The following is a 14,582-nucleotide window of genomic DNA, read 5'->3' as shown; positions in this document are numbered from 1 at the left end:
CACGCTCTGTTCGACATCACCGAAGAAGACCAAGAATATGCTACCCAATGGCTCTGGCACTACAATCATGAGTGACCCAAAACCGGAATCGGAGGAGTCACTCCTCGACAGAAGTTGGCCATGATGACCTGAAACCTACTTTTAAAGTCCTCTAAAAATGGAGAGATTACCAATCAAGGCCAAGAGATTTCATCACCTCACTCTCACTGACCACGTCTGTAGTGACAACTGCATCCTTCAACAGCAGTTTTCCACTGAGCAGCCTGTCGAGGTGGACGTCGAATGAATCAAATTCAGGATGCAAGGCGGTTGGAATATGGATGTAGACGTCTCTCTTCTGCCCAATACGGTAAACCCTGTCAGTAGCCTGTGCCTCCTTGGCAGGGTTCCAATGACGCTCCAGATGAATGACATGGTTGGCACCCACGACTGTCAGGCCAACACCAGCCGCTACCGGAGACATGATGATGATGTTAAAGCCATCAACGGATTCGAACTGCTCTATCAGCCCCTTCCTTGTCAGGCTGTCACCTTTTCTTTCTACCGCAGATGTATCCCCATTGATAATACTGACATCAAGGCCGTAAATCTTGTCTAGCCACACCTTCATGAAGCGCTGCACATTTTTAGAAAGTATAAATATAATAACTTTCTCTTGCGCTGATCTTATCTCATCAAGGACATCAAGGGTCACTTTCATCTTTGCCGACTCTGACATGATCATACGATATGAGCCAGGCTTGGAAACAAGAGATTGCAACGGTTCATTAGCTCGCGGATGAAGAGATATTGCCCTCAGCTTCTGAAGCGTCGAAAGAGCAAAGCCACGAACATCGTCTTCTTCTGCGCGACGCTTTCGATACGACTCAATCGTCTCATTGTAGGCCGAGAGCTGGGAACCATTCATGGAGCAAGACAGCTTAGGATTATAGGAAGCCCCATGGGAGGCAGTAGGCACGCCACTAAGAATGCTCTTCGAAGGCAGGGCTGATAGCTGATCCTCCTTGATACGACGCAACATGAAATCACCGGCAGCCTTGCGCAGGTCGCTCCCAACCGAACCACGAACGAAATCCTTTTCGTCCTCTTGGGCACGAAGTATCGGGGTTACCCAGCGATCCCTGAAATAGGTCCAATCCCCCAGAAGCCCTGGCTGAGCGGTATCCATCAGGCACCAGAAGTCACCCAGCGAATTTTCAACAGGTGTGCCCGTCGCTAATATCTTGATATCACTATTAAGCCCTTTTGCCGCATGGGTCTGCAGGGTGTTGGGGTTCTTGAGGTTTTGCGCCTCATCAAAGATCACCATCCCCCAGTCAACGAGGCAGAGAGAGAACTGGTAGTCACGAAGCGTTTGATAGGTGGTAATAACGAGACGCCTGTTGACATCAAGCCTCTTCACACCTGCATCAGGGCCTACGTGAAGAGCAAAGCGTATCTTGTCGGGCTCCATCTGACCCTCCTCGTCCAGGAGCTCAGATGCCTGAACGGACTCTCGCCTCTCCCCTTTCCTCTTGAATTCAGAAAGATCTCTTCCGGATTGCAATATCTTCACATCTTTAAAGGGAATGCTCTTGTAAGTCAGCGAAACCTCCTGCTCCCAATTCTCGAGTAGGCTTAGAGGAGCAACGATCAGGACAGGTTTCTCCGGAAGACCTTGCAGTTTCCTGTGAGACAGATACTCATTGATGGCAACAAGTGACATGTATGTCTTACCCAATCCCATGTCGTCGGCCAGAAGTCCGCCTTGAATGCGCTCAAAGCTTTCAGAGTCGTCGAGAGCACTTAGCTCAATCAACCGCAACATCCAGTTAACACCCTCTTCCTGATGAGGGAAGGGTTGTCTAGCATAAGCCTCCCAGTCAGCCTGATGCTGATGGCTATGATGCTTGAGCTTTTCTAATAGTTTCTCGCCGACATCTTCGGCATCTTTTACAATGACACCGACCTGGGTTTCACTTTTCTCGGCAGAGTCTTCTGGGGCAGCTGCTGACTCCTCAGGCTTATCAAGTGAAGCCGCCACCTTGCCAAGAATACTTTCCACTTTTTCATGGTCAGATACATCAATACTCTCTCCTTGGAAGTCAATCGTCTGTGCTCCCTGAGAGTATGCTGCATCAATCTTATCCTGAAGTTCCGAAAGCTCCTCATGGCTTTTGACAAGTTTATTGATAATCTCAGGAGATGAAGCCGAGCTTTCGACACCGAACCAGTCGCTTTCACCTTGCCCCAGACCTCCGAAGTCCATGTGCTTGATCTTACCTACACCAAGCACCCGCACCGAGAATCCAATGTCCAGATTAACCAGAGAGGCATCAAGAAACGCAGAAGGAGATTTGATAAAATCGGCAACACTCTCTGCAGGAATTCGGCGATTACTCATCACCTCCCTGATACCACCCATCTTCTCCTCGTCAAGTATAACAACATTGTTTTTTATTCTAATTACGCCGCCACGCTCATCCAGATCAAGCTGACCTAACCTCCCCTCTATCTCATCAAGGCCATACCCCTCACCTATACTGGGAAAAAGCTCCAGGCTGCCATCGGGCAACTGCTTTGCAATAACGCCAACATCTTCAGCCGTTTCCACATTGATTCGTGCAAAGTGGCTAAGATCAATATTCATGCCACTGCGCTTGGCTAATTGCAATGTTGCCAGAAGCAACAGATTCTCACTGCTCGTCTTTAAATTTTCGGGAAGCAGTGAATGCCTGTCAAGGGCCTGAAAGGCTTGCATCTGCGGCTGGTTGAGAAGATAGCGGTGACCAGACCCTACTTCCATCAGAGCACCCTTGATACGACAAGGCGCCTTACTTCCACCAAGCTCTGGAAGTATCTTTACAGAGAAAGCCTTGCTGCTTGAGTGCCCATCAATGGAAACCTTGAACTCACCAGAAAAACGTGGCGGGAGCCCCAGAATTTCTGCCTGCTCATTATCCAGAGAGGCGGCAACACTAGCGTCGAGACTGAATCCATTAGGAAATCGCGAGGCGAGACCCTGCTCCTCAAGCATACGGAGGACAACGCCCTGAAGATTAATGTTGGGCGCACCCCCACCGGAAAGAAACCTTTCAAACTCGACTTTCTCAAGGTACAGCTTGACACCATCAGCATCAAACCTAATCTCAAAGCTTTCCGGCCCGTCTTGGCGATCCGTAGTGTCAGGAAGAATCCTCCTGATGACTTGAGCAAGCTTATTCTTCATCACCCAGCACCCCGCTGCTTTTCAGCACTCTCTCGCCTTCGCCCGAGTTGATCCAGTTGAAGTTTGAGACTTGTATGCAGTACCCCTTCAGGTCCAAATGCAGCACATGATTGATAGCTTTTAATGGAAGACCCAAATGCCTGGAGATATCCCTTGCCTTGCTGTCAGGGTGCCTGTGGAGATAAAGCAATATCTGAATGGCCAGAGGTGAGAGAACACTCTGATCACGATCAGCATTTGATTGGCTTTCTTTATGATCAGCACCAACATTATTGGCAGATTCACTAGATACTCTAGATACAAACCTTTTCGCCGGCCTCACAACGGGAAGCCCAAACCTCTCCACATACCTTCTATAATCCTGCTTGCTGAGGAGGGCTTCAACATCCAGGCTAATACCGTTTTCTGACAGAAACTCAAACACCTTGTTCTGCCAAGTCGAAGGGCTATGAACAACGGCGGTATACTCGAGGCTGGGATAGTCTTTCTTGTAGGTCTTAGGCACCATTTGTGTTAATTCAAAGTGGGAAAGACTCGTCACTTCATAGCCCACATACTTACGGCTTGGCGGAGCCAGATACACCCAAAGCTTGAAGCTATGCGAGCCTTCAATCAAGTGAAAATCACCACAATCCAGATAAATAATTGCCTTGTCGGAAAGCGGCCCGTCTAACTTTATGTAGTTTACCTTCAACTCATTCTTCAAAATCTTCCTGACTGAATACTCAGCCTTGCTGCCAAGCATCAACCTGGTACTCTTGATCATCCTGAGTCGAAACAACCCTTCCAGAAAGGTTCTTCGGGCGGGAAACATCCTCTTAAGCTCAGAATTACCAGTGGATTCACCATATTGCTCAAGGGCCTGAAGAAAGAGACGGAGATCCTGTTTGGAAAACCAGCCACGCACCTTTTCTACCCTTTGTTCACCAAGGGGAGCCCACCACTCCCGATAGCTCTTGACCCTGCTCGAGACACGCGGATCGCCGGCAAGGCTCAGCATGAAATCCTGCCAGGCTTCACTGGCCTCGGTAACACGGTCAATCAGAACCTCCAGGGCGGCGTGCCCTATACGCTTCCCTTCTCTTCCATATGGCGCTTTGGAGACGTCGTGATGCAATAGCTCATCGAAGACAGGAGACCATTCTTGTTCATCTATCTCACGAAGCTTTTCTATATAGTAATGGGCGCGGCAGACATCGGCATATCGACCGCTGTCAAACCCTTTCAATCCAAACTTCGAGAACGCATCCTCCAGTGTAATACCATTCTTGATGGCCAGCTTGACAAGCTGCGCCGGCCCATCAATTTTTAGAATCCAGTCACCTTGTTGCTTCACAACCGAGATCAGATTGTCTGCTGTCAGCTCTTCGCCCAGATTTTCAACCTTTTGTATCTGGTCAACAAGGAGATCCTCAAATACTTCCCTCAAGGAATCATCATTTTCCGAGGAATAGCGATCTAGTCTGTCAAATTCCTGAAAGTATAGCTGAAGCATATTGAGAAGCGGCACTCTACCTAGCCGGGGTTGCTGAGCGTCAACCATGATTTCAAGCAGCCTGGGGCTCATCAATCTCTTGAGCACGTCAGAATCATCGAGCCACAGCTGGGTGAGGGCCCGAACGGCTACCCTTTTCTTGAGCAGAGCTGGTAACACCCCGAAGTTTCGGCTCCTTACCACATCCAGTAGCTTCTCTTCAGCCTTGAGGTAGGCATCACCGCGGCCGACGTCATCTTCAATCTTCCTTGTCGATTCGACAAGCTCAATCCACGGTTCAAGAGACGAGGACTCCCAAGTTATCTTGACAAGCTCGAGAGGTGGCAAAATCACTGCGAATCACCTACAAATGCATCCTGCACCGCTCTATAATCTTCCACGGTGGGGCGACGGATGGTAAATCGTATATCAATTCGCCGATTAGCCCTGAGCTCTTCTTCTGTCTCTTGAAACTCTGTAACAGGCCGAGTATCAGCATAGCCACTAACAGAAAATATCGGATGGCCATCCTTGTTTATCAAAGTATCCAGCCTTCGCCCATCCGGAAGAACCTCCAGCCAGTGCTGCCAGAGGGAAATGGCACGAAAAGCCGAGAGCCCCCAATTGCCCTTGCCCATCATTCCTTGGTAGGGCCGATTATCTGTATGACCTTCAACGAACACAGTGTCTAGATAATCCACCCGGTCATCTTGAAGGATTACATCAGCAAGAACATTACCAATCTGAGTTGCGGTATCCTGATACTGAGGGCCGAGATCAAATTGAGCTGTTTCAAAGCCGAGAATGTCGTTCGGTATACTCAATACCGTATCGTTCTCGCTGACCGAAACGCGTATGCCTCTCCGCTGCAGCTCCTCGGCTGCTTCATGCAATATCGTTCTTCGAACTTCTTCAGCCTGGCGCAGCATCTGAATTTCTTCGGTAAACTCCTGCTGCTGCTCCTCCAACTGCTCTCTGATTTCCATCAGCTGGACAATAAGAACGACCGACGCCAGAATAAATATTATCAGCAGTACCGACATGATGTCCGAAAAAGACATCCAGTATGGATTCTCTTCGTCTACTGGAGACTTCCCACGTCTATTAAAACTCATCAGCGACGCTCCAGATCATCCACAATACCGCTGATTGCCGTGACAGTTCTCTTCATCTGATCGGCAAACGACAGCGTATTGGTATTCCAGGCTTCCATCCTCTCGGAAACTTGCTCGCGAACCTCCTGGCTATATGTCTTAAGCCACTCTTCGGCTTGCTTCTCAATGTTTTCCACCTGCTCACTCAGTGAATCACCAAGCTGCGTAAACTCATCACGCAGCTTACGGATAAACTCGTCATTACGGCTGCCAAGCTCGCTGAAACCTTCATTGGCGAATTTCGCAGCAGAATCAAGCTGACGGGCAGCATCGCTGATGGCTTCCTGCATGCTCGCAAGTGTACGCGCGTGCTCGGAGATGCCAGAAAGCACTTCACTATTTCTGGTTGACACTTTCTCCAGGCTTTCTGTGACGGCACTGACCCTTTCATCAAGAAGCACTGTGGCCTTTTGAAGATTAGCCGACAAGGTGCCTAGCTGGGCAGAGCTATTTGTCATGTTCTGACTACTACGTTCAGCAGAACTTGCCACCTCGCTTAGCGCGGAAGATAGCTTTTCGTATTGGGACGATATACCTGTCAAGTGCTGATTTGCAGTTCTGGATGCCTCTCCAACCTGTCTCATCAACTCTTGCTGCGCATTGACAAGCTTTTCTACCAGACCACCGAACCGTTCTTCGATAGCCTTTTGCTGCTCATCAAACTGAGCTGCGCGCACCTGATCCCGTTCCTCTGCCAAGGCAACCTGGCGCTCAATCGCCGCAGCCTGATCTTCAGAAATCTTCTGAAGACTTTCTTCATGTGCTCGCTTCCGTTGCTCATCCCGCTCAGATGCCTGATGGAACTGGGTATCCATCGACTCTGTCATGCGTTCCATGAAGGATTCAAACTTCTCCGCCAGCGCAGACTGTTGCTCCATGGCTGTCTCGCGTTGCCTGTCAAGCTGCTCGGACAGCTCGCGAGATGTGGTCTCGACGTGCTCACCGCTTTTCTGTTGCTGCTCAGTTAGCTTCGTGAAGAGTTCATCCATCCTTGTACTCATTGAGCTTACTGCCTGATTCACCTCTTCAGCAGCAGTTCCAAGTGCCTTGGTTTGCTCACTCCCTGCTGTCTTCATACCCTCCATGAAGTTCGAAACAAGCTTTTCAAGGACCTCGTTTGATTGATTGCTTGCATTATCAACCAGAGCCTGTATGGCTGGTGCCATGACATTGTTAAGAGAGTCTGAGATAGCCTGCTGCATGGCCTCGCTCATTCCTGACACGGTTTCCTGAAGCCTGTCTCCAATGCGCTCGTGAAGCTCCTGAAGTGCTTCCTTGCTTGCCTGACTGGACTCAGCAATATGCATCAGAGAGTGCTCAGCTGGCATTCTTTGATAGAGAAAATCAATAGTATGCTGAAGCTTGTTGATACGCCTCAGCGCACTTCTTTCCACAAGCTTTTCGATAACATTAAGTAGCAGGCTCAGCCCAATACCCCATACTGATGTCAAAAAGGCAATAGCGGCGCCATTTATCATGCTCGCGATACCCACCCTGAGGGTATCGACATCATCAGCATCGACCTGAAGGCCTCTCAAACCAATTGTCAGGCCAATAAAGGTACCCAGCACACCGATCGCAGTCAGAAAGGTCGGTGTGGCTGCCAGCAGACGACTTGACGTCAAGCCGTAGGCTAATGTTCTTCCATTGAAGAAATGGTCGGCGTCAAGAGTATTATAAAGCTTATCCCTATCAGGAGAGTACACCAGGCTTTCGTCAAACTCTTCCCACAGCTTTCCAGCCTTGACGCGTGAGCTTTGCGCCTTCTCCAGGATTTCCTGCCGCTTCCAGGCCAGCTCTTCCCGCGTCTGGCCTTTTATCAAACTCTCAACCAGCCTGACATTTCTACGATACTTAATATAATAGTGAGAAAGTGAAATAATAGCGATAATCATGATCGCCATCATCCCCAGCCAGAACCAATCGCTAACCACAAGCTCCTGATATCGGGAAATAGTCATGGCATGAAAATTGGGAAGAAGATGCGAAACTGAATCAATCATTCTTTACACTACCTGATAAATTTAAAAGAGAAATCACTCTAGACAAATAAAGACTGTTAACAGTGTAATTATATGGCTCATCACATAACCCTACTAAAGGGCCGTCACAGACATTGATGCTACAAAGCCCTAAAAACACCTAATCTATTGATTTTAAAACATACTATCTTAGCTTAGGCTACATATTCCCTATTATCGTACCTGCTCGTTTTTCTCGTTGAGTCATACTCTATTCATAAAATCTGCTTAGGTCACCTATCTTGCGAAAATTTTTGCGTGCCTTGGGTGGCTCAATCGGCACCTCGTTGCGGTGCTTCGCGGGTGCCTCACTTCGTTCGTTACGTCGCGCTACGGGATCGGTGGCGTTATCGTTGGTTTAGTGGTTTGATCGTCACGCGCTAAAGCGCCCTCCCACAACGGCCATTCATCAATCCGGTCATCTCTCACCTATGGCAGCCCCACACCTCAGTTATCTTCGTCTCCCATCACCTGTTGCGACTAGCCTTCTCTTGCAAACCAGCTTAGCCTGCTAACTCAACCAGTAAGGGATCGAGATGCAAGAGACGACGAGGCGGCAGCGCTTGGCGGGGGTGTTGGTGCTGCTGGGGCTTTTGATGCAGATAGTGGGCTTTACCGGGGCGGTGGCGACTGCGCAGGCGGTGAGCTATTTGCTGTGGGCGGCGGTGGCGCTGCTGTGGCGGGATATTCCCAAGCGTTCACGCATTCAGGCTGGAGTGTTGATTGCCCTGGGTGTGGTGATGCTGGTGGTGGCGCAAACGGTGTATGGCGCGGCGGTGAACTGGCCTGCCATGCTGCAGGGGAACGTGTTCGTGGCTTCCATGCTGGTGGGCGTGAGTTTTATCTCGCTGATTGGCACCCAGGGCAACAAGCGTGCGCCGGGTAAGCGGGTAACGGGGGCGGACGGCGTGCTGCGCACCTGGCTGGGGGTTCATTTCCTCGGCACGATTTTGAATCTATCGACGGTGTTCATGGTGGGCGACCGCTTGGCCCGCCGTGCGCCGTTGAGCACACCGCAGCTCTTGGCGCTGAATCGGGGGCTTTCCAGCGCAGCCCTTTGGTCGCCCTTCTTTGCCTCTATGGCGGTGGTAATTGCCCTGGTGCCATCGGTGCAGTACGCCCAGATTGCCGTGGTGGGTTTTCCGATGGCCATGCTCTCGGGGCTGTTGACCACACTGGAGCTGCGGCGGCGGTTCGATTTGGCCGAGGTGGATGGTTTTTCGCTATCGCCGCGTAGCCTGCTGATGCCAGCGGGCATGGCGGCGCTGGTGATGCTGTTAAACTTCTGGATCACGCCGTCGCTGACCATCGTCAGCATCATTACCTTTTTACTGCCGGGGGTGGCGCTTTTAAGCAACCTGCGGGAAGGGCCGCGCTTTACCCTGCGGCGCATTCGCCAGCATACCGTGACCCGCCTGCCCGCCATGCGTGGGGAAATCTCGCTGTTTCTAGCGGCGGGGTTACTTACTTTGGGGCTGTCGACGCTGGTGGCCGCCGCTGCGGGCGATGAGTGGACGCTGTTTGCCCGCTTTGGCACCTGGCAGGCCATGGCCAGCTTTGCCGCCATTACGCTGAGCGCGCTGGCGGGGCTGCACCCGATCATTGGCGTTTCAGTGCTGGCCTCCATATTGGATTTGAGCGGGGGCGAGCAAACGCTGTTTGCCTTTGTGGCGCTGAGCGCCTGGGCGGTGGGCACCAGCGTGGGGCCGCTCTCAGGTATCAACCTTTCACTGCAGGGGCGCTATGGGGTGAGCGGTTATCGAATGATGAAAGACAACCTGCCCTACGCGGCGATGATGAGCCTGCTCTCGCTGGGGGCGATCGCAGGCTTGGGCGCTTGGCTGGGTTAACAATCAGGTTTCGATGATTTTATTGGGGAAGCGGTAGAAGTAGCGGTGGCCGCACTGGTGACAGGGTTCCAGCCGGGCCACCTCGTTGAGCATCACTTGGGCATCGCAGTGGGTGCAAGCCATCAAGCCAGGGGCGGCCATTTCGCCTTCGCAGTAGTCGGCGCGGGCGGCTTCCAGGTCGTCTTCGAAGCGTTCGCGCTCGACGATGCTGCGGTCGGCAATCGAGAGCAGCGACTCTGCCACGCGGCGGGAGAGCTGGTCGATATCGATTCCTAGCCAGCTTGCCACCTGCTTGCCGGTATCGGCCATGTAGTAGCGCATGTCTTTAAGGTCGCGCTCTACCCAGGCGCGTAGCAGGGCCAGCTCGTCTTTGGTGTACTCTTCCAGCTCGGCTTCGAAGGCAACGGCGTCGTCCAAATCCTTTTGCAGGTTGTCCCAAGTGAGCTCGTTGGCGCCATCTTGCATGCGCTCCAACAGGCGCTCGTAGCCTTCGCGAAGGCGGTGATCGTTCTGTTTTTCCATGGGTCCTCTCCTTTTGTTGCCACAGGTGATGCCTATCATCGGCTAGCCGTTCAAGGATACACCCGCATAGGATACAATCGACGCTACTTATCTGACAGTCGTCATCTATTATTCACTTTGCGCCCTTAGCTGGGCGAATGACCCCAAGGCATTGAAAACACCGATGGACGCACATTACAGCCCCCGTGATATCGAACGTGATGCTCAGCAGTACTGGGACAAACACCAGTGCTTCAAAGCCGTAGAAGACGCCAACCGCGAGAAGTTCTACTGCCTATCCATGTTCCCCTACCCCAGCGGCAAGCTGCACATGGGCCACGTGCGTAATTACACTATCGGCGACGTTGTCTCACGTTTCCAGCGCATGCAGGGTAAAAATGTCATGCAGCCCATGGGCTGGGACGCGTTCGGGATGCCGGCGGAAAATGCCGCGATCCAAAATCAGGTGCCGCCTGCCAAGTGGACCTATCAAAACATCGATTATATGCGCAACCAGTTGAAGGCACTGGGGTTTGCCTACGACTGGAGCCGCGAGTTCGCCACCTGCGACACCAGCTACTACCGCTGGGAGCAGTGGTTCTTCACCAAGCTGGTGGAGAAGGGGCTGGTCTACAAGAAGATGTCCACGGTGAACTGGGACCCGGTCGACCAAACCGTGCTGGCCAACGAACAGGTCATCGACGGCTGCGGATGGCGTTCCGGTGCGCCGGTGGAGCGCAAAGAGATCCCGCTGTGGTTCCTGAAGATCACCGACTACGCCGATGAACTGCTGGCGGATTTGGATAACGTCGAGTGGCCCGAGCAGGTCAAGACCATGCAGCGCAACTGGATTGGTAAATCCCGTGGCGTCGAGCTGAGCTTCGATATCAAAGCCGCCGATGGCAGCGCCTGCGAGCCGCTGGCGGTATACACCACCCGCCCGGACACGCTGATGGGCGTGACCTACGTGGCCGTGGCCGCCGGGCACCCGCTGGCCAAACAGGCCGCCGAGCAGAGCAGCGAGATCGCGGCGTTCTGTGAAGAGTGCGCCAAAGGCGGCACCTCTGAAGCGGAAATGGCCACCAAAGAGAAGCTGGGCATGGCCACGGGCCATAAAGCCATTCACCCGTTGAGTGGTGAAGAAGTGCCGGTATTCGTCGCCAACTTCGTGCTCATGGAGTTCGGCACCGGCGCGGTCATGGCCGTGCCTGCCCACGACCAGCGCGACTGGGAGTTCGCCACCAAGTACGGTGTCGAGCTGAAGCCGGTGGTCGCCGACGAGCACGGCAACACGCCGGATATCTCCGAAGGTGCGTATGTCGAACACGGCACGCTGATCAATTCCGGCGAGTTCGACGGCCTGGAGTTCCAGGCAGCGTTCGATGCCATTGCCGCCAAACTGGCCGAGCTAGGCCGTGGCGAGGTGAAAACCAACTACCGCCTGCGCGACTGGGGCATTGCCCGCCAGCGCTACTGGGGCGCGCCGATTCCGGTGAAGTACGGCCCGGAAGGCCAAACCGTACCGCTTTCCGATGACGAGCTGCCGGTTGCCCTGCCCATGGAAGTCACCGTGGATGCCTCCGGCTCGCCGCTGAAGAAGATGCCGGAGTTCTCCGAGCTGGGCGACGGCTGGGTGCGTGAAACCGACACCTTCGATACCTTCATGGAGTCCTCCTGGTACTTCGCCCGCTTCTGCTGTGCGGATAACCACGAAGCCATGCTGGACGAGCGCGCCAACTACTGGCTGCCGGTGGATCTCTACATTGGCGGTATCGAGCATGCCATTCTGCACCTGCTCTACGCCCGCTTCTTCCACAAGCTGCTGCGCGATTTCGGCATGGTCGATTCCGACGAGCCGTTCCAGCAGCTGCTCACCCAAGGCATGGTGATCGCCGAAACCTTCTACCGCATCAAAGAGAACGGCGGTAAAGAGTGGTTTAATCCCGCCGATGTGGAAGTGAAGCGCGACGAGAAAGGCCGCCCGCTGAGCGCCATACTGATGAGCGACGGCCAGCCGGTGGAGATGGGCGGCATCGAGAAGATGTCCAAGTCGAAGAACAACGGCGTCGATCCGCAATCGATGATCGACAAGTTCGGTGCCGACACCGTACGCCTGTTCATGATGTTCGCGGCACCGCCCGAGCAGTCGCTGGAGTGGTCGGACTCCGGTGTGGAAGGCGCGCATCGCTTCTTGAAGCGCATCTGGCGTCAAGTCAGCGAGCACTTGGAAGCAGGCACGCCGGGCACGCTGAACGTCGACGCACTCGACGACGACCAAAAAGCGCTGCGCCGCAAGACCCACGAAACCATCAAGAAAGCCAGCGACGACATTGGCCGCCGCACCACCTTCAACACCGCCATTGCGGCCGTGATGGAGCTTTCCAACGCGGTGGCCAAGTTCGAGGATACCTCCGAGTTGGGATTAGCGGTCAGCCGCGAAGCGCTAGAGGCCTGCGTCCTGCTGCTGGCCCCAATCACGCCGCACCTGTGCCACACGCTGTGGCAGCAGTTCGGCCACGAACAGCCGGCCATCGAAGCCCAGTGGCCGGACGTCGACGAAGCCGCCCTGACCCGCGACAGCATCGAGCTGGTGGTACAGGTGAACGGTAAGCTTCGCGCCCGCCTGGAAGCTCCGGCCAGCGCTGATAAAGCCGCCATCGAGCAACTGGCGATGGAAAACGATAACGTCCAGCGCCATTTGGAAGGCAAAACGGTACGTAAAGTGATCGTGGTGCCCGGCAAGCTGGTTAACATTGTGGTGAGTGGATGAATCGCCGTCGCTTCTTGACCCTAAGCACTGCCGCCTCGGTGGCGGTGCTGCTCAGCGGCTGTGGGTTCCGCCTGCGCGGTTCGGAATCCATGCCACGTCTTCCTGCGCTATCGTTAGAGGGCGATGACAATAGCGCTCTCGCTCAGCAGCTTCGCACACGTCTGCAGCAACTGGGCACCGAGGTGACAAGCGGGGCGCCCTGGCGCGTGACGCTGGGCACGCCCTCGCTACAGCAGCGGCCCATCGGCACCGAGGGTCGCGCAAGCCGAGAGCATGAACTAACGCTGAGCACCACGCTCTCGGTGCAGCAGCGCGACACCGGCGCGTACGCGTTGAACGATGCTACGGTGGCGACCAGCACGCGCATCCGCGTCAGCGATGACGACCTGCTGAACCGGGAGACGCTCTTCCAGGAAGCCCAGCAAACGCTGACCCGCCAGCTTGCCCAGCGCATCATCGAACGGTTGGCCAATCTCGAGGCGCTGCGGTGAAGGTATTTGCCGATCAATTGCCTGCCGCTCTGGCCAAGAAGCTGCCGAAAGCGGTGATCGTGGCGGGTGACGAGCCGCTTCAGCATCGTGACGCCTGCGATGCCGTGCGCGCCGCCGCCCGCCAAGCGGGTATCGAAGAGCGCGAAGTGCTGGACGTGGAGCCCAACTTTGCCTGGGGACGGCTACTGGAAACCGCGAGCAACCTCTCGCTGTTTGCCTCCAATAAACTGTTGGAGCTGCGTTTGGGCAATCAAAAGTTGGGGCAGGAAGGCACCAAAGCGCTGGCGCAGTACGCAGACATGATGGATGGCAGCGACGACCTGCTGCTGGTCAGTATGGGCAAAGTCGATGCCAAGCAGCAGAAAAGCGCCTGGTTCAAAGCCCTGGATAAACACGGCCTGTTTGTCCCTGTATGGCCGGTCGATGCCTCGCGCCTTGGCTACTGGCTGCGCGATAGGGCCTCGTATCACGGCCTGCAGATCGATCTCGAAGCGGCGCGGCTTTTGGGGGAGCGCACCGAGGGCAATCTGCTGGCAGCGGATCAGGAACTACAGAAGCTGGCGCTGATCTACCCGGCCAACACTCGGCTCAACGTCGAACACATTGCTCAAGGCGTCGAAGACAGCACCCGCTTCGACGTCTTCAATCTGGCAGACGCCTGCTTGAAGGGCGAACCCAGCCGCGCCTCGCGGATCGTCCACGGCCTGAAGAGCGAAGGCGTGGAAGCGCCCATCGTCCTATGGGCGCTGACCCGCGAGCTGCGCACCCTGCTGTCCCTGCATCAGCATCTCGACCAGGGACAGAGTTTCGAACACGCCTGCAAAACCCAAAAGCCGATGATTTTCGATAAACGCCGCCCGGCCTATCAAAAAGCCATTGGCCGACTCTCTATGAAGCGCTTGCACAAGCTGCTGCTCATGGCGCAGCGCTTGGATTTGGCGGTCAAAGGGGCTTCTGTCGTACCGCTGTGGCCGGGGCTGCACGATCTGGCCATGACCATGGCGGGCGCCAAGGGCATTTTAGCGGAAACGCCTTGGACCTATCGCATTAGTGCAAATAATTAGTACTTTGCATTTTTACCTTAAAACCGCATCTGTTTGTTTCTATACTATT

General features: G+C 54.1%; 9 protein-coding genes. 4 read left to right on the top strand and 5 right to left on the bottom strand.

Annotated elements, in window-relative coordinates; genetic code table 11:
• Window positions 1-166: 166 nt before the first annotated feature.
• The 4 genes from MHM85_RS12825 to zorA are packed head-to-tail and all read right to left on the bottom strand — an operon-like array spanning window position 167 to window position 7,839.
• Window positions 167-3,208, bottom strand: coding sequence for a DEAD/DEAH box helicase (locus MHM85_RS12825; protein ID WP_239286168.1), 3,042 nt, complete (start codon window positions 3,206-3,208; stop codon window positions 167-169).
• Window positions 3,198-5,036 carry an EH signature domain-containing protein gene (locus MHM85_RS12820; protein ID WP_239286170.1) on the bottom strand — a complete coding sequence of 613 codons (1,839 nt, stop codon included), beginning with the start codon at window positions 5,034-5,036 and terminating at the stop codon, window positions 3,198-3,200. Before MHM85_RS12820 ends, MHM85_RS12825 begins: the two co-directional genes overlap by 11 nt.
• Entirely contained in the window at window positions 5,033-5,797 is a 765-nt protein-coding gene (locus MHM85_RS12815; RefSeq protein ID WP_239286172.1) for an OmpA family protein, read from the bottom strand. Before MHM85_RS12815 ends, MHM85_RS12820 begins: the two co-directional genes overlap by 4 nt.
• The gene (gene zorA, locus MHM85_RS12810) at window positions 5,797-7,839 is read right to left on the bottom strand and encodes an anti-phage ZorAB system protein ZorA (RefSeq protein ID WP_239286174.1); all 2,043 of its coding nucleotides are present in this window, start codon (window positions 7,837-7,839) and stop codon (window positions 5,797-5,799) included. Before zorA ends, MHM85_RS12815 begins: the two co-directional genes overlap by 1 nt.
• A gap of 554 nt (window positions 7,840-8,393) precedes the next feature.
• Between zorA and MHM85_RS12805 the strand changes: the two genes are divergently transcribed.
• On the top strand, window positions 8,394-9,707 hold the full coding sequence (locus MHM85_RS12805; RefSeq protein WP_239286176.1) for a hypothetical protein: 1,314 nt from the start codon (window positions 8,394-8,396) through the stop codon (window positions 9,705-9,707).
• A gap of 3 nt (window positions 9,708-9,710) precedes the next feature.
• On the opposite strand, the gene MHM85_RS12800 is transcribed toward MHM85_RS12805, so the two are convergent.
• Window positions 9,711-10,229, bottom strand: coding sequence for a zinc ribbon-containing protein (locus tag MHM85_RS12800; protein WP_139528102.1), 519 nt, complete (start codon window positions 10,227-10,229; stop codon window positions 9,711-9,713).
• Between the two features lie 163 nt (window positions 10,230-10,392).
• Between MHM85_RS12800 and leuS the strand changes: the two genes are divergently transcribed.
• From leuS to holA, 3 genes are read left to right on the top strand one after another with little or no spacing between them, the layout of a single operon-like run.
• A complete protein-coding gene (leuS, locus tag MHM85_RS12795; protein ID WP_239286178.1) occupies window positions 10,393-12,978 on the top strand; it encodes a leucine--tRNA ligase in 2,586 nt (861 codons plus the stop codon).
• Entirely contained in the window at window positions 12,975-13,469 is a 495-nt protein-coding gene (lptE, locus tag MHM85_RS12790; protein WP_239286180.1) for an LPS assembly lipoprotein LptE, read from the top strand. The genes leuS and lptE overlap by 4 nt, the downstream gene beginning before the upstream one ends.
• A complete protein-coding gene (gene holA, locus MHM85_RS12785; protein ID WP_239286182.1) occupies window positions 13,466-14,533 on the top strand; it encodes a DNA polymerase III subunit delta in 1,068 nt (355 codons plus the stop codon). Before lptE ends, holA begins: the two co-directional genes overlap by 4 nt.
• Window positions 14,534-14,582: the final 49 nt, after the last annotated feature.

Source organism: Halomonas sp. McD50-4, assembly GCF_022348135.1.
GTDB lineage: Bacteria > Pseudomonadota > Gammaproteobacteria > Pseudomonadales > Halomonadaceae > Vreelandella > Vreelandella piezotolerans.
The sequence above is the reverse complement of the archived record's forward strand: the minus strand, read 5'-3'. Positions and strand labels throughout refer to the sequence as shown.